This window comes from Niveispirillum sp. GW835-FHT14G11, assembly GCF_058793615.1.
Genome location: NZ_JBXAFZ010000025.1, coordinates 39,279 through 61,018 on the forward strand (window position 1 = coordinate 39,279; position 21,740 = coordinate 61,018).

The 21,740-nt window shown below is 64.2% G+C and carries 21 protein-coding genes and 1 tRNA gene; 9 read left to right on the plus strand and 13 right to left on the minus strand.

Annotated features, from left to right (window positions below; all coding sequences use genetic code 11):
• Positions 1-141: 141 nt before the first annotated feature.
• The 5 genes from recJ to AC1Q7F_RS29700 form a co-directional block, all read right to left on the minus strand.
• On the minus strand, positions 142-1,941 hold the full coding sequence (gene recJ / locus AC1Q7F_RS29680; protein WP_492512209.1) for a single-stranded-DNA-specific exonuclease RecJ: 1,800 nt from the start codon (positions 1,939-1,941) through the stop codon (positions 142-144).
• A gap of 193 nt (positions 1,942-2,134) precedes the next feature.
• Positions 2,135-3,109: a class II fructose-bisphosphatase gene (glpX, locus tag AC1Q7F_RS29685; RefSeq protein ID WP_492512210.1), complete on the minus strand. Its 975-nt coding sequence runs from the start codon at positions 3,107-3,109 to the stop codon at positions 2,135-2,137.
• Between the two features lie 122 nt (positions 3,110-3,231).
• Entirely contained in the window at positions 3,232-4,530 is a 1,299-nt protein-coding gene (locus tag AC1Q7F_RS29690; RefSeq protein WP_492512179.1) for a homoserine dehydrogenase, read from the minus strand.
• 12 nt (positions 4,531-4,542) lie between these two features.
• Positions 4,543-5,772 carry an LL-diaminopimelate aminotransferase gene (locus AC1Q7F_RS29695; protein ID WP_492512180.1) on the minus strand — a complete coding sequence of 410 codons (1,230 nt, stop codon included), beginning with the start codon at positions 5,770-5,772 and terminating at the stop codon, positions 4,543-4,545.
• 154 nt (positions 5,773-5,926) lie between these two features.
• Complete coding sequence (locus AC1Q7F_RS29700) at positions 5,927-6,373, minus strand: hypothetical protein (RefSeq protein ID WP_492512181.1); 447 nt, start codon at positions 6,371-6,373, stop codon at positions 5,927-5,929.
• 167 nt (positions 6,374-6,540) lie between these two features.
• Between AC1Q7F_RS29700 and AC1Q7F_RS29705 the strand changes: the two genes are divergently transcribed.
• The gene (locus tag AC1Q7F_RS29705) at positions 6,541-8,340 is read left to right on the plus strand and encodes a PHA/PHB synthase family protein (RefSeq protein WP_492512182.1); all 1,800 of its coding nucleotides are present in this window, start codon (positions 6,541-6,543) and stop codon (positions 8,338-8,340) included.
• A 10-nt stretch (positions 8,341-8,350) separates the two neighbouring features.
• Here AC1Q7F_RS29705 and AC1Q7F_RS29710 read toward each other — a convergent pair whose 3' ends face one another.
• On the minus strand, positions 8,351-9,352 hold the full coding sequence (locus AC1Q7F_RS29710) for an esterase-like activity of phytase family protein (protein ID WP_492512183.1): 1,002 nt from the start codon (positions 9,350-9,352) through the stop codon (positions 8,351-8,353).
• 145 nt (positions 9,353-9,497) lie between these two features.
• On the opposite strand from AC1Q7F_RS29710, the gene AC1Q7F_RS29715 reads away from it, so the two are divergent.
• The 3 genes from AC1Q7F_RS29715 to AC1Q7F_RS29725 all read left to right on the plus strand — a co-directional run bounded on the left by AC1Q7F_RS29715 (position 9,498) and on the right by AC1Q7F_RS29725 (position 11,195).
• Positions 9,498-9,785: a hypothetical protein gene (locus tag AC1Q7F_RS29715; RefSeq protein WP_492512184.1), complete on the plus strand. Its 288-nt coding sequence runs from the start codon at positions 9,498-9,500 to the stop codon at positions 9,783-9,785.
• A gap of 11 nt (positions 9,786-9,796) precedes the next feature.
• A complete protein-coding gene (locus tag AC1Q7F_RS29720; protein ID WP_492512185.1) occupies positions 9,797-10,105 on the plus strand; it encodes a hypothetical protein in 309 nt (102 codons plus the stop codon).
• 226 nt (positions 10,106-10,331) lie between these two features.
• Positions 10,332-11,195 (plus strand): universal stress protein, encoded by an 864-nt coding sequence (locus AC1Q7F_RS29725; RefSeq protein WP_492512186.1) that lies wholly within the window; start codon positions 10,332-10,334, stop codon positions 11,193-11,195.
• Positions 11,196-11,287: 92 nt separating this feature from the next.
• Here AC1Q7F_RS29725 and AC1Q7F_RS29730 read toward each other — a convergent pair whose 3' ends face one another.
• The gene (locus AC1Q7F_RS29730) at positions 11,288-11,848 is read right to left on the minus strand and encodes a TetR/AcrR family transcriptional regulator (RefSeq protein ID WP_492512187.1); all 561 of its coding nucleotides are present in this window, start codon (positions 11,846-11,848) and stop codon (positions 11,288-11,290) included.
• Positions 11,849-11,977: 129 nt separating this feature from the next.
• Between AC1Q7F_RS29730 and AC1Q7F_RS29735 the strand changes: the two genes are divergently transcribed.
• On the plus strand, positions 11,978-13,267 hold the full coding sequence (locus AC1Q7F_RS29735) for an MFS transporter (RefSeq protein ID WP_492512188.1): 1,290 nt from the start codon (positions 11,978-11,980) through the stop codon (positions 13,265-13,267).
• Between the two features lies 1 nt (position 13,268).
• Here the strand turns inward: AC1Q7F_RS29735 and AC1Q7F_RS29740 are convergent, their stop codons facing one another.
• Complete coding sequence (locus AC1Q7F_RS29740; RefSeq protein ID WP_492512189.1) at positions 13,269-14,126, minus strand: alpha/beta fold hydrolase; 858 nt, start codon at positions 14,124-14,126, stop codon at positions 13,269-13,271.
• Positions 14,127-14,419: 293 nt separating this feature from the next.
• On the minus strand, positions 14,420-14,809 hold the full coding sequence (locus AC1Q7F_RS29745; RefSeq protein WP_492512190.1) for a winged helix-turn-helix transcriptional regulator: 390 nt from the start codon (positions 14,807-14,809) through the stop codon (positions 14,420-14,422).
• A 109-nt stretch (positions 14,810-14,918) separates the two neighbouring features.
• On the opposite strand from AC1Q7F_RS29745, the gene AC1Q7F_RS29750 reads away from it, so the two are divergent.
• A complete protein-coding gene (locus tag AC1Q7F_RS29750; protein WP_492512191.1) occupies positions 14,919-15,302 on the plus strand; it encodes an MAPEG family protein in 384 nt (127 codons plus the stop codon).
• Between the two features lie 119 nt (positions 15,303-15,421).
• Here the strand turns inward: AC1Q7F_RS29750 and AC1Q7F_RS29755 are convergent, their stop codons facing one another.
• Positions 15,422-16,078, minus strand: a complete 657-nt coding sequence (locus tag AC1Q7F_RS29755; RefSeq protein WP_492512192.1) for an O-methyltransferase — start codon at positions 16,076-16,078, stop codon at positions 15,422-15,424.
• A 159-nt stretch (positions 16,079-16,237) separates the two neighbouring features.
• On the opposite strand from AC1Q7F_RS29755, the gene AC1Q7F_RS29760 reads away from it, so the two are divergent.
• Positions 16,238-16,819, plus strand: coding sequence for a TetR/AcrR family transcriptional regulator (locus tag AC1Q7F_RS29760; protein WP_492512193.1), 582 nt, complete (start codon positions 16,238-16,240; stop codon positions 16,817-16,819).
• A gap of 59 nt (positions 16,820-16,878) precedes the next feature.
• On the opposite strand, the gene AC1Q7F_RS29765 is transcribed toward AC1Q7F_RS29760, so the two are convergent.
• Positions 16,879-16,970, minus strand: a tRNA-Ser gene (locus AC1Q7F_RS29765).
• A gap of 231 nt (positions 16,971-17,201) precedes the next feature.
• On the opposite strand from AC1Q7F_RS29765, the gene AC1Q7F_RS29770 reads away from it, so the two are divergent.
• Positions 17,202-17,921 (plus strand): DUF3313 family protein, encoded by a 720-nt coding sequence (locus tag AC1Q7F_RS29770; protein ID WP_492512194.1) that lies wholly within the window; start codon positions 17,202-17,204, stop codon positions 17,919-17,921.
• A gap of 217 nt (positions 17,922-18,138) precedes the next feature.
• Positions 18,139-19,122: a bile acid:sodium symporter family protein gene (locus AC1Q7F_RS29775; RefSeq protein ID WP_492512195.1), complete on the plus strand. Its 984-nt coding sequence runs from the start codon at positions 18,139-18,141 to the stop codon at positions 19,120-19,122.
• Positions 19,123-19,244: 122 nt separating this feature from the next.
• Here the strand turns inward: AC1Q7F_RS29775 and gatB are convergent, their stop codons facing one another.
• Positions 19,245-20,699, minus strand: coding sequence for an Asp-tRNA(Asn)/Glu-tRNA(Gln) amidotransferase subunit GatB (gene gatB / locus AC1Q7F_RS29780; protein WP_492512196.1), 1,455 nt, complete (start codon positions 20,697-20,699; stop codon positions 19,245-19,247).
• A 94-nt stretch (positions 20,700-20,793) separates the two neighbouring features.
• The gene (locus AC1Q7F_RS29785) at positions 20,794-21,708 is read right to left on the minus strand and encodes an SMP-30/gluconolactonase/LRE family protein (RefSeq protein ID WP_492512197.1); all 915 of its coding nucleotides are present in this window, start codon (positions 21,706-21,708) and stop codon (positions 20,794-20,796) included.
• Positions 21,709-21,740 lie beyond the last annotated feature (32 nt).

The window sequence follows — 21,740 nt, forward strand, 5'->3', positions numbered from 1 at the left end:
GCCCTGCCCCGGCAGTGATGATGCAAGCGGCAATTTGGCGATGCGTGATTATATGCTATGCGGAGATAGCTGTCTTTAACGATTTGGCAATAATTTGTTGAAGTCGGATGACGATGGCGTGAATAGTCATCCGGGTTTCCTTTACCCGGCGGCGCCGGAAACCGCAGCGTCATCAATCAACAACTGCACGCCGTCATTGCCGTTCCACCGATCGGGCCGCAAAGTGCCCGCCAGATGCATGGGCCGCCCACCGCTTTGCAACAGGGCCGACCCCAGATCGCTGTCCATAGCGCGGAAAGCGATTGATTTTAAACGACTTCCGTCATTGCCGGTCAGGATGCAGCGCACATGCTTGCCCTCGCCACCCACCACATCCGCCTTCACGATTCGAGCATCGGTGACGGCGAAGCGTGGTTCTGAATTGCCGGTGCCATAGGGGGCCAGCCTTTCAAGGTGGCGCATCAGGTCCGTATTGGCCCCGCGTATGGACAGGGCCCCATCCAGCGACAATGACGGCACCAGCGGCCCCGCATCCTCCAGTTGCCGGGCGATCCGTTGGCGCAGGAAGGTGCGCAGATCGTCGATCTTTTCCCGTTCCACGGTGAAGCCGGCCGCCATGGCATGACCGCCGCCGGCGACCAACAGGCCTGCCTGCCGGGCCGCAATAATGGTCGACCCCAGGTCGACACCGCGCACGGACCGGCCCGACGCCTTGCCCAGGGCGCCATCCAGCGCCACGACGCAGGCCGGCCGATTATACCGGTCCTTCAGGCGCGACGCGACAATGCCGATGACGCCGGGATGCCAGCCCTCGCCCACCGCCAGCACCAGTTCCGGGCTTTCATCGACGGTGGTTTCCATCAGGGCAATGGCATCCTCAAGCACCGCTGCCTCAATGGCGCGACGCTCGGCATTGAAGGCATGCAGTTCCTTGGCCAGGTCTGACGCCTCTGTCGCCGACTCCGTTGCCAGCAATCTGGTGCCCAGATCGGCCCGGCCCACACGCCCACCGGCATTGACCCGTGGCCCGATGATGTAGCCGGCATGATAGGCGTCCATCGCCTCGTTCACGCCTGCCACATCGGCCAGCGCCGAAATCCCGATATTGGCCCGTTTGCCCATGATGCGCAGGCCCTGGGCCACGAAAGCGCGGTTCAGCCCGACCAGCGGGACCACGTCACAGACCGTGCCCAGCGCCACGATATCCAACCAGGACATCAGGTCGGGCTCCGTCCGGCCATTGCTGTAATAACCACCGGTGCGCAGCAGCCTGTTCACCGCCACGATCAGCAGAAACGTGACGCCCACGGCCGCCAGATTGGACAGGGGCCCGCCCGCCGGCTCGTCCATGCGGTTGGGGTTGACGACAGCGGTGACATTGGGCAATCGCGGCTCGGCCTTGTGATGGTCGACCACCACCACCTCCAGCCCGGCCGCGACGGCGCCGTGCAAAGGATCGAAGCTGGTGACCCCGCAATCGACGGTGACGACCAGATCGGTACCTTCGGCTTTCAGCTTCAACAGGGCCGGCAGATTGGGGCCATACCCCTCCTCGATCCGGTCGGGGATATAGACGCGCAATTGCCGCCCGATCGCGCGGAAGAACCGGTTCAGCAGGGCGGTGGAGGTGGCGCCATCCACGTCATAGTCGCCGAAGACCGCCACATTCTCCCCATCGCGGATGGCGCGAGCCACGCGGTCGGCGGCCTTGTCCATGTCGCGCAGCACCGACGGGTCGGGCATGAAGGCGCGCAGGGTGGGCGACAGGAACCGCTCCGCCTCCTCCACCGCAACACCGCGCCCCGCCAGCAGACGGCCCACCAGTTCCGGCAGGCCATGGGCCTGCGACAGGGTCAGCGCCAGCCGGTCGTCGGTATTGCGGGCCTTCCAGCGGCGGCCGGTGATGGAGCTTTCAACGCCGAGGAAGGCGGGGATGGGCATGGACATGAACCGTCTCTGAAACGATGAAACGATATAGCCATAAAACGTCATCCCGGCGAAAGCCGGGACCCAGGGGCCACATGACCGAACCTAACGGCCGCGTCGGTAAACGCAACGTGAAGGTTCATGCCTGTGGCCCCTGGGTTCCGGCTTTCGCCGGGATGACGATCAGGTGGCAATCGGAGAAACGGTATTACCGCTTGGCGTCCGGGATCATGCTGGTCTTGGTGCGGAAATTATGGTGCGCCTCGACATAGCGCACCGTGCCCGACTTGGACCGCATCACCACCGAATGGGTGATGGCGCCACCGGCGAAACGGCGGACACCTTCCAGCATCGGGCCTGTGGTCACGCCGGTGGCACAGAACATCACGTCGCCCTTGGCCAGATCGTACAGCGTGTACTTCTTGTCCAGGTCGGTGACGCCCCAGCGCTTGGCGCGCTCGCGCTCCGCGTCGTTGCGGAAGATCAGGCGGCCCTGGAACTGTCCACCGATGCAGCGCAGGGCGGCAGCCGCCAGCACGCCTTCCGGCGCCCCGCCCGACCCCATATACAGGTCGATGCCGGCGTTAGGCTGGGCCGTGGCGATCACGCCCGACACGTCGCCATCGCCGATCAGCATGATGCGGGCCCCGGCCTCACGCACGCGGGCGATCAGTTCGGCATGGCGCGGGCGGTCCAGGATACAGACCACCAGCTCCGACACATCCGCACCCTTGGCAAGCGCCAGATTGCGCAGGTTGGTCTCGACCTTCTCGTCCAGGTCCACCACGCCGCCCGGCAGGCCACCGCCGACGGCGATCTTGTCCATATAGACGTCGGGCGCGTTCAGGAAGCCGCCGGCCTCCGCCATCGCGATGACGGCCAGCGCGTTGGGACCGCCCTTGGCGCAGATCGTCGTGCCTTCCAGCGGGTCCAGCGCGATATCGATCTTGGGACCATTGCCGGTGCCGACCTTCTCCCCGATATAGAGCATCGGGGCCTCGTCGCGCTCACCCTCGCCGATGACGACGGTGCCGTCGATGGACAGGCTGTTGAGCGCCTTGCGCATCGCGTCTACGGCGGCCTGATCGGCCGCCTTCTCGTCACCGCGACCCATCAGCAGGGAGGCGGACAGGGCGGCGGCTTCCGTGACGCGGACAACCTCCAGCGCCAGATTGCGGTCCATCACCAGGGAGAAATCGCCCTTCGGATTGCTCTTGTCACTCATATCGTTCCCCTATTGCTGAGATCGGCGTCTTGTTCGCGGGCCTTCAGGCCGCTTGGCGCCGTTCCTGGGTTGAGTGTGTATCAGAAATCCTCAATGCGGATCATGCGCGGCGGTTCCAGAACGCTGTCCAGCGACGCGATGGTGGAAAGCGCCTGCTGCATGGCGGCCTCGTCTGTGTCATGGGTGGTCCAGACCACGGGCACCGCCTCGCCGGGTGCGCGGCCGCGCTGCAGGAAGGCCTCCATGGAGACATTCTGGTCACGCAGGGTCGCCGCGATCTCCGCGATCACGCCCGGACGGTCGACCACCATCAGGCGGACATAGTAACGGCCACGGCGGCGGCTGAGCGGGGCGGCCTTGGCCGGCTCCAGTTCTCCCACCGGCACGCCGAAGGTCGGTGTGGACCGGCCACGGGCGATGTCAACCAGATCGGCAACAACGGCGGACGCGGTCGGACCGGCACCGGCACCCCGGCCGACCAGCACCACCTTGTCCACGAAATCGCCATCGGCGACGACAGCGTTGAACACGCCGTCAGTGGCGCCGATCGGGCTGTTGATCGGCACCATGCAGGGATGCACGCGCTGTTCGATCCCGCTTTCCGTGCGCCGGGCAATGCCCAGGAGGCGGATGCGATAGCCCAGCTCCTGGGCATAGTTGATGTCCAGCGCAGAGACGTGGCGGATACCCTCGATATGCACCGATTTGAAATCGACATGCGCGCCGAAGGCGACGGCGGTCAGCACCGCCAGCTTGTGCGCCGCGTCCACCCCGTCCACATCGAAGGACGGGTCGGCTTCCGCATAGCCCAGGCGCTGGGCATCGGCCAGCACATCGGCAAAATCGCGACCCGTAGTCCGCATTTCGGTGAGGATATAGTTGCAGGTGCCATTCAGGATGCCGTGGATTTCACGGATATTGTTGGCCGCCAAACCCTCGCGCAGGCCCTTGATGGCCGGAATGCCGCCGGCCACCGCCGCCTCGAATGCCAGGGTCAGGCGCGCTGCCTCCGCCTGCGTGGCCAGGGCCGAGCCATGATGGGCCAGCAGCGCCTTGTTGGCGGTGACGACATGCTTGCCGGCGGCCAGTGCCGCCTCCACCGCTTGGCGGGCGATACCGTCGGACCCGCCGATCAGTTCCACGAACACGTCGATATCCGGATCGACGGCAAGGTCGGCGGCATTCTCGTACCAGCGGATATTGGCCAGGTCGACGCCGCGATCACGGGTGCGGTCGCGGGCAGAGACCGCCGCCACCTGGATCGGGCGGCCGGCACGCCTGGCCAGCAGATCGGCATTCGCCGCCACCAGCTTGAGGACCCCACCGCCGACCGTGCCCAGGCCGGCGACACCGATGCGCAAGACTTTGCCCTCAACCATAAGTCTGGATCCTCACTCAGCAACGGCGGGTTCGGACGTGATGGGCGCGTTGACCTTGCGCGCCTTGTCCAGGAACAGCTTGATATTGTTGGTGGCCTGCCGAATACGCTGGGTGTTTTCCACCAGCCCGAAACGCACATGCGTGTCGCCATATTCGCCAAAGCCGATGCCGGGGCTGACGGCCACCTTGGCTTCCTGCATCATCACCTTGGCGAATTCCAGGCTGCCCAGATGCTTGAACGGCTCAGGAATCTCTGCCCAGACAAACATGGAGGCGTTGGGCGACGGCACCATCCAGCCGGCCTGATGCAGCCCCTTGATCAGCACGTCGCGGCGCTGCTTGTACATCTCGCGGATTTCCAGCACGCAATCCTGCGGCCCGTTCAGCGCGGCGGTGGCCGCCACCTGGATGGGCGTGAAGGCACCGTAATCCACATACGACTTAAACTTGGCGAGCGCACCCACCAGCTTCTTCGACCCCACACCAAAGCCCACGCGCCAGCCGGGCATGTTGTAGGTCTTGGACAGGCTGTTGAATTCAACGGTGATGTCGCGCGCTTCCGGGATCTGCAACACCGACGGCGGCGGATTGCCGTCGAAATAGATCTCGGCATAGGCGATGTCGGACAGGATATAGATGCCGTGCTTCAGGCACAGGTCCACGATGGGCCGGTACCAGTCCAGCGTCACCGTCTGCCCCGTCGGGTTGGACGGGAAGCTGACGATCAGGGCCGTCGGCTTGGGCACCGAATGCTTGATGGCCCGTTCCAGGGCCGGGACGAAATCATCCAGGCCGTTATTCACGGGGATGTGGCGTAGCGCGGCCCCGGCCAGCATGAAGCCGAACGGATGGATCGGGTAAGACGGATTCGGCACCAAGATCACGTCGCCGGGGCTGGTGATGGCCTGGGCCAGATTGGCCAGACCTTCCTTGGAACCGATGGTGACGATGGCTTCCGTCTCCGGGTCGATATCGACGTCGAAGCGGCGCTTGTAATAGGCGCTGATGGCCTTGCGCAGGCCGGGAATGCCGCGGCTCTGGCTATAGCGGTGGGTCTTGGGGTTCTGGACCGCCTCGATCATCTTGGCGACGATATGCGGCGGGGTCGGCTGGTCCGGGTTGCCCATGCCGAGATCGATGATGTCCTCCGCGGCGGCCCTAGCTCGCGCCTTCATCGCATTCACTTCAGCGAAGACATAGGGCGGAAGCCGCTTGATGCGGTGGAATTCAGTGTCGCTCATGGACCTGGGCACCGGGGTAGAAAGGGAAAGGGGCGAAATATGTAGCGCACCCCAACTGCCCCCCGCGACATGAATTTGCGCGAGCCCGTCGCCATTCTGCCATGACGGGGCGGGATGGCGGGGGACATCACCCCGTCATCTTTGGCGCAGGCGCTTAATTCCCCTCCGGCCGCGGCAGTGCCTGCGGCACCTCCGGCGGCGCTTCCGGCACGTCAGGAATATCCTCGGCCCGGCCGCGCGGATCGGTGGGACGGGCGCGCAGGGCCTCGCCTTCCGTCTGGCCGCTGTCGCGGTCGGCCTGCAACCGGTCCATCAGGGCCTGTCGCTCGATGGGGCTGGAGAATTGTTCCGGCCGGGGCGGCACGGTTCCCAGGTTGGCGCGGCCCTTCAGCGTGGGGTCGGCGCGGCGGATGGGTCGGGCACCGGTCAGCGCCCTGACGGGATCGGCATCGGTGATTTCCGACGGTTTGGCCGGTGCCGGACCGTCATCGAACACGATGTCGGGTACCGGAACCTGGGCGCAACCCGACAGTCCCAGCAGGACCAGAACGGCCAGTGCTGTGAAGTGTCGGGGCGATACGTATGCAGCGGTGAAAATCATGGGCGGATCGTGTATGAAAAAAAGCGGGACGGCAACCCGCCCGCGATACCGCCATCGGACAGGCTGGCATGCGGGCACCGTTCTGGACAACAGCCGACGCCCCACCCCGTGGGACACAGAATCGGCATGTCCTCTATGTCAAGGAAACGTGTTTCAAGGAAATCAGCATGGCCGAGCCGCAAGCCCCCGAGATCAAGATGCCCGATCCGGTCGAGATGTCCCGCAATATGGCGCGCATCGCCGAGCAGAGTCAGCGGCTGGTGTCGGATTTCCTGCAACGGCAGAATGGCGGCGACGCCTCCGCCTCCCAGGGCATGATGCATATCGGTGCCGCCTTCATGGAGATGACGGCCCGGATGATGGCCGACCCCGCCAAGCTGATGCAGGCGCAGATGTCGCTGTGGCAGGATTATATGTCCCTGTGGCAGCGCACGACCCAGCGCCTGCTGGGCCAGGAGGCCGCCCCCGTGGTGGCACCGGCGCGCGAGGACAAGCGATTCAAGGACAGCGCCTGGGACGAGAATGCCCTGTTCGACTATATCAAGCAGTCCTACCTGCTGACCGCCCGCTGGCTGCAATCCACCGTGCAGGAGGTGGAGGGGATGGATGCCAAGACCGCCAAGAAGGTGGATTTTTATACCCGCCAGTTCGTGGACGCGATGGCGCCCAGCAACTTTGTGATGACCAATCCGGAAGTGCTGCGCGCCACCATGGAGTCGGGTGGCGAGAATCTGGTGAAGGGGCTGGAGAACCTGCTGGGCGACCTGGAGCGCGGCAAGGGCCAGCTCGCCATCTCCATGACCGATTACAAGAAGTTCGAGGTGGGCACGAACATCGCGGCCACGCCGGGTCAGGTGGTCTATCAGAACGAGTTGATGCAGCTGATCCAGTACAATCCGACTACGGAGCAACAGCATAAGCGCCCCCTGCTGATCGTGCCGCCCTGGATCAACAAGTTCTACATCCTGGATCTGCGACCCGCCAATTCGCTGGTGAAGTGGCTGTGCGACCAAGGGCACACGGTCTTCATCGTCTCCTGGGTCAATCCGGATGAGGATCTCGCCGCCAAGACCTGGGAAGATTACATGACGCTGGGGCCGCTCACCGCCATCGACGCCATCGAACAGGCGACGGGGGAGAAAGAGGTCAATCTGGTCGGCTATTGCATCGGCGGCACCCTGACCGCCTCCACGCTGGCCTATATGGCGGCAACGGGCGACGACCGGGTGAAGAGCGTCATGTATCTGGTGACGCTGACCGATTTCACCGAACCGGGCGAGCTTTCCGTCTTCATCGACGAGGAACAGCTGGCCGCACTGGAGGAGAAGATGAACAGCCAGGGCTACCTGAACGGACAGTCCATGGCGACCACCTTCAACATGCTGCGCGCCAACGACCTGATCTGGTCGTTCGTGGTGAACAACTATCTGCTGGGCAAGGACCCGTTCCCGTTCGACCTTCTTTACTGGAATTCCGACGCCACCCGCATGCCGGCGGCCATGCACAGCTTCTATCTGCGCAACATGTATCAGCGCAATCTGCTGGTGCAGCCCGGCGGCCTGACGCTGAAGGGGGTGGAGATCGACCTCAGCCGGATCAAGATACCGACCTTCATGCTGTCCACGCGTGAGGATCATATCACGCCGTGGAAATCCACCTATGCCGCCACCCAGCTCTATGGTGGGCCGGTCAAGTTCGTGCTGGCGGCAAGCGGCCATATCGCCGGCGTCGTGAACCCGCCGTCCGCCAACAAATACAGCCATTTCATCAACACCAAGCTGCCCAAGGATCCCGAGCAGTGGCTGGCCGGGGCCAAGCAGGTCGAGGGCAGCTGGTGGCCGGAATACAGCAAATGGGTGCAAAAATATACCGGCCCCAAGGTCCCGGCCCGCACGCCCGGCGATGGCAAACTGAAGGCGATCGAGCCGGCACCCGGCTCCTATGTGAAGGTGCGGGTGGTGGAGTGATCCGCCACCGTCATTTTTCTGGCCGCCACGCGAACATCGTCAGCAATGTCCGCTGGATGACCGGTTTGAAATTGTTGTCGGCAACCAGATAGATCGCGACCCCGCCCCCAGCCAGGGGGCGGGCGTCGATGCCCTCGTAATTCTCCGTCGCCATGGGGGCCGCCAGCCGCGCGATCTCCCGTCCCGCCAGCACGCCGCCGGGCACCAGCGCCTTGGTCAGATCGGCGGCGGACACATGCAGGATGCGGCTGCCCCAGCCGCCCATCAGCCCGACCCGGCGTTCCAGGATCAGGATGCCGCCATCGGGCAGGCGGGCCGCATCGACCGGCAGGAAAGGCGACAAAGCCTGATAGGCGAATTCCGTCCAGGCGCCCGGCCCCCCGACCCAGGCGCGATGGCGGGCGCCCCCCACCTCCCCCTCGGCAATGGCCAGCAGGCGGCCGTCGGACAGGGACAGCAGCGTCTCGATCCCTGCATTGAACGGCAGGTCGGCGAAGCCGGCCGGCACGTCCAGCATGGCGGCCGCCGAACCGGCCAGGGACGGGGGATAGCGCAGAATGGAATGGCGGCGTTCCATCGACACGGCCCAGCCGTCGCCGGGCCAGTCCCCGATCAGGGCCAGCCCCTCCGTATCGTTGAACAGGGTGGGCAGCGGCTTGCCCTCGTCATTCAGCAACGGGGCGATGCTGAAATCCCCGGCCCCGGCCAGATTGCCGTCGCGATCATAGGACAGACGGCCGGCGATGCGCTTGCCCCGGTCGCTGATGGCAACGAACTGGCTGCCATCGGGACTAACGCGCAGGCTGGACAGGCCGCCGAAATCCGGATTGGCATCGCGCAGATGCAGGGTGCCGCGCCAGGTCAGCTCGCCCGCGCGTACCGGTGCCCTCGTCGCCTCTTCCAGCAGTGTGACCGGCGTGCTGGGCGGCCCGTCCTGGCCGATGGCGCAGCCGGATACGGATAGCGCCAGCAGGAGGACCACCGGCAGGCGGCGAAGTGTATGGTTGATCAAGGGCTACTCCCTTCCGCCAAAGCGGCACGAATGGCCTATCTCGCTTGGATGGGGTGATGCGCCACCCCTTCCTATCGCGGTTGCGAAGCGTTTATCTTGACCGCCGACATGGCAACAATATGCATCATGACAGGCGGTTGGCGCGATGAGTGACGAAATCCTGACCCAGCAACCCGATCCCACGGCGGAAACCTCGCGCCTGGACCGTATCGAAGCCCGGCTGGCAGCGCTGGAGGATCGCCTCGCCGGGGCCGGCGCCGCCCTGCCCCCGCCGCGTGAGCCCGAACCGGCCGCCAGCGGCGCAGCTGCTGCGTCCCCGATCGTGGGGCCGGCCATCCTGGGCCAGTTGAACGATTTCGTGCGCAACAACCCGGTGCTGACGCTGATCGGCGTCATCGTCGTGCTTGTCGTGCTGTCGCACCTGTTTGATTGAGGGCCTGAGGGATGAGCAGCTACAGCTTCGAGACCACGATGAAGTTCAAGAATCGTGGCGACATGGAGAAGGCCGAGGACTGGATCAGCGCCAATATCAAGGGCCTGTGGGCCCTGGAATTCCTGGGCATGCAGGAAGAGATGAGCGTGGATACCGGACTGCGGACCAACATCCTGAAGGTCATGTTCAAGTTCGGCCGCAAGGAGGATTTCGAACGGTTCCGCACGGAATATGTGCTGGGCAAGACCTATGCAGCACCCAAGGCGGCAGCCAAGGTCCAGGCCAAGCCCAAGGGCTTCTTCGCGCGCCTGTTCAGCTGAAGCGGATCGGTTCCCCGATCAGGACCCGGATGGTCATGCCATTCGGGCCTTGCCCATCTCCACCGGATGCCGCGCTTGTTCCAGCGCAACAATCTTCCCGCCGATCTGTTATGATGGCGTCGGTGCCGGGTGATCCATGTCAATGCCCCGGCACGCATATGGCGTGATCCTGGATCAAGCGTTTCCAGGCGGCAATGGCCGCGGAACGGCAGAAGGGGGACCGGTCATGGCTTTCCGCAAGATCACCTGTTTCGTCACCGGCGGCCCGCGCGATGCGGCAGCCCTGGGCTCTGCACTGCTGCTGGCCGGCCCGGCCAAGGGCAATGTCTCGGCATTGTACCTGCGCGCCGACCCGCGCGACGTCATGCCCATGGTGGGTGAGGGATTATCGGGTGCCCTGATCCAGGATTTGCTGAAATCGCTGGAACAGGAGAACAAGGCCCATGCCGCCAAGGCGCGCACGCATCTGGACGCCGCCCTGCTGGCGGCCGGTGGTGTCTATTGCGACCGCCCGCCCGGCAGCGACCGGGTCAGCGGATGCTTCGCCGAAGCGGCCGGCGTGACGGAGGACATCATGGCCAGCACTGCCCGCCTGTCCGACGTAACCGTCTTCCCGTCGGTGGCGAAGGAGGATCGGACGGCGGTGCTGGTGGGGCTGGAGGCGGCGCTGCTGGAAGGCGGGCGGCCGTTGCTGGTGGCACCGGAGGCGCCGCCCGCCATCCTGGGCCGCACGGTGGCCATCGCCTGGAACGGTCGCACGCAAAGCGCCCGCGCGCTGGCGCTTTCCATGCCGGTGCTGGCCACGGCGGATGCCGTGCATGTGCTGGGTGTGGACACGCTGCGCACCGACGCGGACGAGGCGGCACCCGTTGTCGATTATCTGGCCTGGCACGGCATCCCCGCCCGTTACCACAAGCTGTCGGGTTCCGGCGGGGTGGCCACACAGCTTCAGGATAGCTGCGCAGAGGTCGGGGCCGACCTGCTGGTCATGGGCGGTTACGGCCATTCACGGCTGCGCGAACTGATCCTGGGCGGGGTGACACGCGCCATGCTCAGCCAGACGACATTGCCGCTGCTGCTGGCGCATTGAAGCGCGATAACGCATGTAGGTCGGGGTGAGCTTCGTGAACCCCGACGCCCCGACGTCACCCTCATGTCGGGGTTCGCGATGCACATCCCGACCTACGCATCCTTCCTCACCAACGCCTTCGCCTGTTTCCTCACCCCGTCCAGAATGCTCTCCGACAGGGCAGGATCACTGGCCGCCAGGGCACGTGCCAGCGACAGGCCGCCAACCAGGATGGAGACCAGGGCCGATGCCCTGCCCTCGGCCAGCGGGTCCCCTTCCGGCATGAAGGCCCTCAGCGCCGCCACGTAGCGCGCCACACCCTGGCAGAAATGCGCCCGCACCGGCCCGCTGAGGCGGGACACGTCGGTGCCCAGCGCCACCATCGGGCACGGCCCCTCGCGGTCGCGATGCTCGGCCGAGGCGTAATAGTCGATATATTCGTCCAGGCTGGCCGATGCCTGCACCCGGCGCACGGCATTACCGAAGCTGAGGTCGCAGACCTCCGCCGCCAGCGCCTCCTTCGAGGCAAAATGGCCGTAGAAGCCGCCATGGGTCAGGCCTGCAGCCTGCGTCACCTCCGCCACACCGACCTTGTCAAACCCGCGGGCGCGGAACAGCCGGGACGCCGCCACCAGGATGGCGTCGCGATGTTCGCCCATCTTCTGCTTCGACACCCGCACAAATCACCTCCTGCAAAAAAGCCGATGATCCCGCTTGACCGTTTAGATTATAGCAATCATGAATATTTTATCATTATGCTCATCATGAAAGCCAGCCCCTTGCGGCCGGCGAAGGGGGCGGGGTTGACGATTTCCGATCGGTTGGCGGCCAGGCTGGCCGCGCGCGGCATCCATTATGGCTGGGTCGTGGTGGCCACCAGTTTCCTGACCAGCCTGACCGTGGCCGGCGCGTTGGGGGCACCCGGCGTCCTGATCCTGCCCTTGCAGCAGGAATTCGGCTGGACCGCGTCGGAGATTTCGGCGGCGCTGGCCTTGCGGCTGGTGCTGTTCGGCCTGATGGGGCCGTTCGCGGCGGCACTGATCAACCGGTTCGGGGTGCGCCGCATGGCGCTGACCTCGCTGACCGTCATCAATGTCGGCATGATCCTGTCGCTGGCCATGAGCCAGCTTTGGCAGTTGATGCTGCTCTGGGGTGTGGTCATCGGCATCGGTACCGGCATGACCGCCCTGGTGATGGGGGCGACCATCGCCACCCGCTGGTTCACCCATCGGCGCGGGCTGGTCATCGGGCTGCTGACCGCAAGCACGGCGACCGGCCAGCTGGTCTTCATCCCCCTGATGGCCTGGCTGGCACAGGAGGTGGGCTGGCGCACGGCGCTGGGCATGATCTGCGTGCTGATCACATTGGCAGCGTCCTGCATGCTGCTGCTGATGCGCGACCGGCCGGGCGATATCGGCCTGCGCGCCTATGGAGAGGAACCCGGCGCGCCGGAGCCGGCCCCGCCGCCGCCCGCCGGCTCCGTGGCGTTCGCCGCCATCGACACGCTGCGCGAGGCTGCGAAGACCCGCGTGTTCTGGATCCTGTTCGCCACCTTCTTCGTCTGCGGGGCCAGCACCAACGGCCTGATCCAGGTGCATATGATCCCGCTCTGCGTGGATTTCGGCATCCCCGCGGTACAGGCTGCCGGCATGCTGGCAGTGATCGGTATCTTCGATTTCATCGGCACCATCCTGTCGGGCTGGCTGTCCGACCGGTACGATAACCGCTGGCTGCTGTTCTGGTATTACGGCTTGCGCGGCCTGTCGCTGCTCTACCTGCCCTATTCGGACTTCACCTTCTACGGCCTCTCGATCTTCGCCATCTTCTATGGCCTGGACTGGGTGGCCACCGTGCCGCCCACCGTCAAGCTGACGGCGGAGCGGTTCGGGCGGGAAAAGGCGGGCATGGTGTTCGGCTGGATATTCGCCGGACACCAGTTGGGGGCCGCCTGCGCCGCCTTCGGCGGTGGCTGGTCGCGCACCGCCCTGGACAGCTATCTGCCGGCCTTCTATGTGGCGGGGCTGCTGTGCCTGGGTGCCGCCCTGCTTTGCGCCACCATCGGCAAGAAGGCGGCACCGCCGGCGACAGCTTGACCTACAGCCGTCGCAAGAACGCCCCCACACCGGCGGCAACCTGCTGACGGTGTGTGAAGATGGCGGCATGGCCGCCCTCTTCCACCGTCAGCAGCTCCGCCCCTGCGATGCGCCGGGCCAGTTCCGCCCCATGCCGCTTATAAGGCAGAAGCGGATCGCGCGTGCCATGCACCACCAGGGTGGGCACCGCGATCTCCTCCAGCGCAAAGCGCTGCACCCGCGTCACCTGGATGTCATTCTCCGTCCCCGGCAGCCTTTCCGCCAGCCGGTCGAACATGCCGACCCGCAGTTCGCGGTAAAGCCCCATGGCCACGGGATCATCCAGCAACGCCCGCCGCTGTCCCTCATCCGGGATGGAGCGGCTGGAGATACGATCAGGGTTCTTCAAAGCCCGGCGCCGCATCCACCCGACGAAGGCAGGCCAGCGGGCCAACGCACCCATCAGGCGGAAGCCCGGCGGGATGGGCATCGGTTCCGGCCCCGCGCAGGTGGAGACCAGCACCAGCGCCCGGCAGCGCCCCGGATGGCGCAGCGCGAACATCAAGGCCGATGCGCCCCCACCTGACACGGCGATGACCGCCACCCTGTCCAGACGCAGATGGTCCAGCAAAGCGGCATAGAGGTCGGCCTGCGCCTCCGGCATGACCCCGGACTCCAGCGGCGTGCCGGGATAGCCCGGCCGGGCCGGCGCGATGACACGGCCGGCATCGGCCCCGGTGACCCGGGCCAGGATCATCCCCTGGTCCACCCCGCCCATGGCCCCGTGCAGGGACAGGATGACCGGGCCGTCCCCAGCATCGGCATAATGGATAAGGCCGCGCGCGGTGGCGGCAATGCGTTCAGCAATCGACATGGACATGGCTGTTCCCCGTCTGTCGTGCCGATCCTTGATGGATGTCGGTGGTCGCCGGCTTCCAACCTGGCACGGCTTTTCAGGAAAAGCGGTCGGTCGATGGAAGGTTGAAAAGAAAGAAATCGTGAAGCACTGTTCTCGATGGCAGGTTTAGCTTTCCCGGATGGGAACGGCGACGCCTGGGGAACTGCCGACCATTGGTGAAGATAGACAAACTTATTCGGCTTGGCAACAAAGTCCACCTACCGGTTTTGGACACTTCTTGGCACACGCTCGGTTTTGACGATGCGGCCCAAGACTCAGCCATCTGCCGCGGGTCTGGTGCCAAGTTGAGCCATCAGTCTATTGGCCACACCTGGGGGGTCCGCCCGATACGCATCGACGAATGCCGAGGGTGCCTCGGTGTCGGGATCATATTTTGCCGACCATTCGATCATCGCCAGGAACATCGGGACAAGCGCCGCACCCTTCTCAGTCAGTTCGCACAATACCTGGCTACCCTTTTTCGGATCGCGGCGCCGGGCAATCAGCCCCGCCCGCTCAAGCCTGTCCAGACGGTCGGCAAGAATGTTCGATGCCGGCCCCTCCTCGGTCAGGAACTCTTTGAAGAAGCTCTTCCCCTTGAACATCAGGTCGCGCAGCAGCACAAGCGTCCAAGGGTCGCCAAGGATGCCAGCAGCATAGCGCACTGGACATCCTCTCCATTCGTGTTTCGGTCTCAAGAGACGATCTCGCCCATATCGCTTGCGGATTGCAAGTAAATATGCGATGGAACGGTATCAATCAAGGGAGGGCCCGATGACGCCGGTCGTAACGCCTGTGATTCTTGTCATCCTGCTGGTTTTCCAAGTCCTTATTACCAATGTCGTCGGATATCGCCGCCTGAAGACGGGCATCCATTTTCTCGATGGCGGCGATGTCACGTTAATACGCAGAATGCGCGCGCATGCCAATTTTACAGAGACGGTCCCCATTACACTGATTGGAATGCTGACAGCCGAACTTATGGGCGTGGAGACAAGTTTGTTATGGGTTGGCAGCGCCCTGCTTCTTGTGGGCCGGTTCTGGCATTACTGGGTGATTGTGCACCAGGGCTGGGGCAACGGCCGCGCGTTCTCCATGGTGCTGACATTTGCGGCAATGTTGGTCGTCGCCGGTTCTATCTTCTGGAAGATTGTCTAGCTTTCCCGTATGGAAACGACGACCCCTGGGAACTGCCGACCGGGCAGCAAGATGGCGCAATGTCGATCATCACGCCATCATCCTCCTGTCAAACCGTAAGTCCCTCAGCGTCATCCATCTCAGCCGATCCGCATGGAAAGCTCGACATCCCCGGCGAACGGCACCGACATGTAGCCGCTGGTGGGCGACCTGACCCGCGCCAGATATTCCGGACTGTAATCCGCATTGTCCGCAACGATCAGCGCGCCGGGACGAAGGCGGGGTTCCAGCAGATCGAGGATTTCAGGATAGAGCGCCTTCGCTCCATCCAGCAGCAGCAGGTCGACCGTTTCGGGAAGGTCGACGCCCAGCGTCAGCATCGCATCGCCTTCGCGGATCTCGACAAGATCGATCAGGCCACCTTCGGTCAGGTTCCTGCGGGCACCGGCCACCTTTGCGGGCTCAAACTCGGTGGTGATCAGGCGCCCGCCGCCATTGTCCCGCAACGCCGCCGCCAGATGCAAGGTGGAGATTCCGAACGAGGTACCGAACTCGATGATCGTACGGGCGTGGGTCGCGCGAGCCAGCATATAGAGCAGTACACCCGTATCGCGCGACACCGGCAGCCAGAGATCTTTCAGGCGCCCGTAAAGGTCGAGATATTCCGTCTTGCTGCGCATCAGGCGCTCCCTTTCCTCAGCGGAGGTCCCCGCCATCGCCGAGCTGGTCGCTGAGTCCGCCGCCATGAATAAGCGGTCCAGAAGGGACGCCAGCGGTGGTGCGGTAAGGCTGTTCATCATGGTCTCCGGTGTAAAACGACGCGTCTTGCGTCGGGCTTAAAAAGTACGAATACTCTGTGGCGTTTCCTAATCGCATTGCCGGAGTGTGTGATGGCCAACCCGCCAAGTGTCCGGATTTCTTCACGAAAGCAGCCCCAGCAGGCTCGTTCGGAGGACTTGGTCGCGGCCATTCTGGAAGCCGCTGTTCAGGTTCTGGCCAAGGAGGGGACGCGGCGTTTCACCACGGCACGGGTGGCGGAAAAAGCCGGGGTCAGCATCGGCTCGCTCTACCAGTATTTCCCGAACAAGGCGGCCATCCTGTTCCGGCTTCAGACTGATGAGTGGCGCCAGACCACGGGTATGTTGCGCGGTATCCTGGCAGATAGCCACCGGCCGCCACCCGACCGGCTGCGCGCCTTGGTCCGTGACTTCATCAAATCGGAATGCGGCGAGGCCACGGTGCGTATCGCACTCAATGATAGCGCCCCGCTTTATCGCACGGCCCCCGAAGCGCGGGAGGTCCGTGCCGGAGGTGATGCGGTTATGCAAGCTTTCCTGCGGGAAGCTCTGCCCGATGCCCCGGAAACGGTCATCGCGACGGTCGGCGATCTGATCACGGGCACGATGAGTGCGCTGGGCAAGCAATTCTCCCAGTCACCGCGCAGTATCGATGAAATCACGGCCTATGCTGACGCGATGGCCAACATGTTCTGCGCCTATATCCAGTTCCATGGGCATGATCCCGGGAAACAGTCGTAAACGCAAAAACGTAAACGCAAAAAGGCCGGCAACCCGAGGGCTTCCGGCCTTTTGGAGAATGGCGGAGGGGATGGGATTCGAACCCACGGTACCAGTTTCCCGGTACGACGGTTTAGCAAACCGTTGCCTTCAGCCGCTCGGCCACCCCTCCGCACCGTCTGCGACAACCGGACTTCGCCGGGTCGCTTCGGTGAGAGGGGTGTTTAGTGGCACGGAGCGGGCTTGTCAACGGCGCTGCGACATACCATTCTTAAAAAGTGATCCTGGCGCCTTGCGCCCGGGACATGCCGGAACGGGGGCGGTCCGGCGATCCGCCGCAACAACGCGGTTCCGCACGGGGGGAAGCAATCCACCCGCGCCCTGTCTTATGGAGTTCGACAACATGTTCGGACATGGAAATTCCATTGCACTTGCTCAAGCACCTGAAATCCACTCAAAGGGTATCGGGTTCAAGGCCGGCCTGTTGGCTGGCATCGTCGGCCTGTCCCTGATGGTACTGGCGGCCGGCACCGCCGGGGCGGCGGAAAGCGCGTGGGACGGTATCCCGTCCAAGAAGGCGCCGCCATTGCCGACCCAGGGCCTGACGGAACAGGACCATCCCAATCTCGACAAGGTGTTCGTGAAGCCGGGTGTCAACCTCTCCTCCTATGGCAAGGTGGTGCTGGCGCCGTTTGATACCGCCATCGAGCGCCGCTTTGATGAAGTGCTGGTGTCGGTGCGCGAACGCGATCATGCGTTCGAGTATATGACCAAGCAACTGACCGAGGCGCTGGGGCCGGCGCTGGTGAATGAACCGGGGCCGGGCGTGCTGACACTCGCCATCACCTTCACCGACTATGTGCCCAACCGTTCCTTCCATGCGGAGAAGGCCCGCGGCGGCGGCACCATCGACCGCGTCTATGCCGTGGGTCGCGCCGCCTTCCAGGCGACGCTGACCGACAGCCAGACGGGCCAGATCGTAGCCGTCATCGCTGACGCCGACATGGGCCTGCCCTTCCCCGACAATATCAACGCCTACACGATCTATGGCGACGCGGACCGGTTCACCCGCCGCTGGGCCAAACAGATCGCCAAGCTGGTGACGGGCGACGCTGCCAGCTGAGGCTGACGGCCGGAAGCGTGCCAGCACTCGTTCACCGTGATGCTCAATCCCCCGGATGTGGGCGCACGGCGAACGATGGAACATGAACAGGCGCCAGGGAGGCAACTCCCGGCGCCTTTCTTGTGCGCCCTGGGCAAGGCACACCGGTGTAATGAGGGGTGTCGGGCCAACGCCGGAGGCGGGCATACTGTTCTACTGCCCTCCTGAAGGTTCGCCCATGAAACAGTTCTTCAGCGCCGTGATCGACCCGTTCCTGTTGGCCCTTCTGGCAACCGTGGGGCTGGCGGCATTCCTGCCGGTGCAAGGGCAGGCCGCGCAGATCGTCGATATCGTTGCCGATCTTGCCATCGCGCTGCTGTTCTTCTTCCACGGCGCCAAGCTGTCGCGGGACGCCATTCTGGCAGGTATGGGCCATTGGCGCCTGCATCTCAGCGTGCTGGCCTGCACCTTCGTGCTGTTCCCGCTGCTGGGGTTGGCCACGGGATGGCTGTCACCGGGGCAGATTTCCCCCGTCATCGCCGCGGGCATCCTCTATCTCTGCCTGCTGCCCTCCACAGTGCAAAGCTCCATCGCGTTTGTCTCCATCTCCGGCGGCAATGTGCCGGCGGCCATCTGTTCGGCCTCGGCCTCCAACCTGCTGGGCATCTTTGTGACCCCCCTGCTGGTCGGGCTGCTGATGCAGACACAGGGCCAGGCCGGCGTGTCGCTGGGCGCGCTGGAGGCCATCATCCTGCAATTGCTGGTGCCCTTCGTGGCGGGGCACCTGGCGCGGCCGCTGATCGGGCGGTTCGTGCAGAGGTACAAGCAGGCCATCTCCTACACTGATCGGGGATCGATCCTGCTGGTGGTCTATTCGGCCTTCAGCGCGGCCGTGGTGGAGGGGCTGTGGCACAAGGTCGATCTTCGGGATCTGATCACCATCGTCATCGTCAGCATCGTCCTGCTGGCCATCGTGATGTATGTGACGACGCTGGCCGGCCGCCTGCTGGGCTTCAGCCGCGAGGACAGGATCGTCCTGATCTTCTGCGGATCGAAGAAAAGCCTGGTGTCGGGCGTGCCCATGGCCAGCGTGCTGTTCCCCGTGGCGCAGGTCGGCCTGATCATCCTGCCCATCATGATCTTCCACCAGATCCAGTTGCTGGTCTGCACCTGGCTGGCGGCCAGATACCGTAGGTCAGGTCAAGCCGCAGGCGAGCCCTGACAGATCAGGCTTTCAATCCATTGCTGTCAGGGCGAGGCTTACGCCTCGACCTGACCTACGGCACAACAAAAAGGCCGCCGGGTCGCCCCGACGGCCTTTTCATCACAAACCTGCCCGCGGGCTCAGCCCTTCAGCTTGACCGCCAGGATGTCGTTCACCATGGCCGGGTTGGCCTTGCCCTGGCTGGCCTTCATCACCTGACCCACGAAGAAGCCGAACAGCTTATCCTTGCCGGACCGGTATTCGGCCACCTTGTCGGGGTTGGCCTCCATTACCTGTGCGATGACGGCGTCGATGGCGCCCGTATCGGTGACCTGACGCAAGCCCTTCTCGTCCACGATGGCGATGGCCGACTTGCCCGTCTCCAGCATCAGGGCGAACACATCCTTGGCCAGACGGCCCGAGATGGTGTTGTCGGCGATCAGGTCGATCAGCCCGCCCAGGTCGGATGCCGAGATCGGCGATTCGGTGATGTCCTTGCCGGTCTTGTTCAGCCCGCCCAGCAGGTCGCCGATGACGAAGTTGGCGGCGATCTTGGGGTCGCGGCCCTTGGCCACCTCCTCATAGAAATCGCCCCTCGCCTTTTCCGCCACCAGCACGCCGGCATCGTACACCGGCAGCTTGTACTGCTCCATGAACCGCGCCTTCTTGTCGTCAGGCAGTTCCGGCAGGCTGGCCTTGATCTGGTCGACCAGTTCCTGCTCGATCACCAGCGGCAGCAGGTCGGGATCGGGGAAATAGCGGTAATCATGCGCCTCTTCCTTGCTGCGCATCGACCGCGTCACGCCCTTGGCCGTGTCCCACAGGCGGGTTTCCTGCACGACCACGCCGCCTTCCTCGATCAGCTCGATCTGGCGCTGCGCCTCATACTCGATCACCGCATGCATGAAGCGCATGGAATTGACGTTCTTGGTCTCCGTGCGCGTGCCCAGCGGGCCGCCCGGCTTGCGCACCGACACGTTGATGTCGCAGCGCATGGAGCCTTCATCCATGTTGCCGTCGCAGGTTTCCAGATAGCGGACGATGGTGCGCAGCTTGCGCACATAGGCCACCGCCTCTTCCGGGCTGCGCATGTCGGGCTTCGACACGATCTCCATCAGCGCGACGCCGGCCCGGTTCAGATCGACATAGGTCTTGGACGGGTGCTGGTCATGCATCGACTTGCCGGCATCCATTTCCAGATGCAGCCGCTCGATGCCGATCTCGCGCGTCTCGCCCTCGGCCAGATCCAGGATGATCGTGCCCTCGCCCACGATGGGCTGCTTGAACTGGCTGATCTGATACCCGGACGGCAGATCGGCATAAAAATAGTTTTTGCGGTCGAAGACGCTGCGCAGGTTGATCTGCGCCCTCAACCCCAGGCCGGTCTTGATCGCCTGCTGCACGCAGAATTCATTGATCACGGGCAGCATACCGGGGAAGCCGGCATCGACGAAGCTGACTTGGCTGTTGGGGGCCGCACCGAAGGCCGTCGCGGCCCCGCTGAACAGCTTGGCATTGGAGATGACCTGGGCATGGACCTCCAGCCCGATCACCACTTCCCATTCACCCGTCTCGCCCTGAATCCGGTAAGCCATCGTCTCTGCACTCTGTGATAGTCGGAAAAGACAAGGGCTTTTCATGGCCGGATTCGGGCCAAAGGGCAAGGGGAATGGATAAAGTGCGGGTCTGTCAGAACCGCCTCGCCCCCCTGACCGCCAGCATCACGGCATAGAGCCCGCTTGTCGCACATATATAAAGTCGGTTGCCTCTAGGCCCGCCGAATTCCACGTTTGCCACCCCTTCCGGGACCAGGACGCGGGCGATCAGGTTGCCATCGGGATGGTAGCAATGCACCCCGTCAGCCTCCGCCATCCACAGATGACCCAGCTCGTCGCAGCGCAACCCGTCAAAGCCCGCCTGTTCGGACACGGCGAAGACATCACCGCCCGACAGGGACTTTTCCTCCACCGTGAAGGCCCGCACATGGCAGGGCCCGTCGGGCGAATGGGTGCGGCCCGTATCCACGATGTAGAGAATCTTCTCGTCAGGCGAGAAGCAGATTCCGTTGGGCTTGACGAAATCATCGGCCACCACCGTCACCGCCCCCGTGACCGGATCGATGCGGTAGACATGGCTGGCCCCGATCTCGCTCTCAGCCTTGTGGCCCTCATAATCGCTGTCGATGCCATAGGTCGGGTCGGTGAACCAGACGGAGCCGTCGGACGTCACCACCACATCGTTGGGGCTGTTGAAGCGCTTACCCTGCCAACGGTCGGCCAGGATAGTGATCGACCCGTCATGTTCGGTGCGCACCACGCGCCGCCCGCCATGTTCACAGGTAACCAGCCGCCCCTGCCGATCGATGGTATTGCCGTTGGAAAAGCCGGACGGACGACGGAACTCCGCCACCCCGCCCGTCACCTCGTCATAGCGCAGCATGCGGTCATTGGGGATGTCGGACCAGACAAGGGTGCGGTGGGCCGGAAAATAGGCCGGGCCTTCCGCCCAGCGGCAATCGCCATGGAGCTTTTCCACCTTGGCACTGCAGCGGATGACGGCACGGGCACGGATGGGGTCGTGGATGATGAAGTCGGCGGCGGACATGCGGGCTCCGGAGGGCGGCGGACAGTGCTTAT

Coding starts and splice junctions, on each gene's coding strand:
- recJ (WP_492512209.1), bottom strand. CDS start 1,941: ATGCCCATCCCCGCCTTCCTCGGCGTTGAAAGCTCCATCACCGGCCGC.
- glpX (WP_492512210.1), bottom strand. CDS start 3,109: ATGGACCGCAATCTGGCGCTGGAGGTTGTCCGCGTCACGGAAGCCGCC.
- AC1Q7F_RS29690 (WP_492512179.1), bottom strand. CDS start 4,530: ATGGTTGAGGGCAAAGTCTTGCGCATCGGTGTCGCCGGCCTGGGCACG.
- AC1Q7F_RS29695 (WP_492512180.1), bottom strand. CDS start 5,772: ATGAGCGACACTGAATTCCACCGCATCAAGCGGCTTCCGCCCTATGTC.
- AC1Q7F_RS29700 (WP_492512181.1), bottom strand. CDS start 6,373: ATGATTTTCACCGCTGCATACGTATCGCCCCGACACTTCACAGCACTG.
- AC1Q7F_RS29705 (WP_492512182.1), top strand. CDS start 6,541: ATGGCCGAGCCGCAAGCCCCCGAGATCAAGATGCCCGATCCGGTCGAG.
- AC1Q7F_RS29715 (WP_492512184.1), top strand. CDS start 9,498: ATGAGTGACGAAATCCTGACCCAGCAACCCGATCCCACGGCGGAAACC.
- AC1Q7F_RS29720 (WP_492512185.1), top strand. CDS start 9,797: ATGAGCAGCTACAGCTTCGAGACCACGATGAAGTTCAAGAATCGTGGC.
- AC1Q7F_RS29725 (WP_492512186.1), top strand. CDS start 10,332: ATGGCTTTCCGCAAGATCACCTGTTTCGTCACCGGCGGCCCGCGCGAT.
- AC1Q7F_RS29740 (WP_492512189.1), bottom strand. CDS start 14,126: ATGTCCATGTCGATTGCTGAACGCATTGCCGCCACCGCGCGCGGCCTT.
- AC1Q7F_RS29750 (WP_492512191.1), top strand. CDS start 14,919: ATGACGCCGGTCGTAACGCCTGTGATTCTTGTCATCCTGCTGGTTTTC.
- AC1Q7F_RS29755 (WP_492512192.1), bottom strand. CDS start 16,078: ATGAACAGCCTTACCGCACCACCGCTGGCGTCCCTTCTGGACCGCTTA.
- AC1Q7F_RS29770 (WP_492512194.1), top strand. CDS start 17,202: ATGTTCGGACATGGAAATTCCATTGCACTTGCTCAAGCACCTGAAATC.
- AC1Q7F_RS29775 (WP_492512195.1), top strand. CDS start 18,139: ATGAAACAGTTCTTCAGCGCCGTGATCGACCCGTTCCTGTTGGCCCTT.
- gatB (WP_492512196.1), bottom strand. CDS start 20,699: ATGGCTTACCGGATTCAGGGCGAGACGGGTGAATGGGAAGTGGTGATC.
- AC1Q7F_RS29785 (WP_492512197.1), bottom strand. CDS start 21,708: ATGTCCGCCGCCGACTTCATCATCCACGACCCCATCCGTGCCCGTGCC.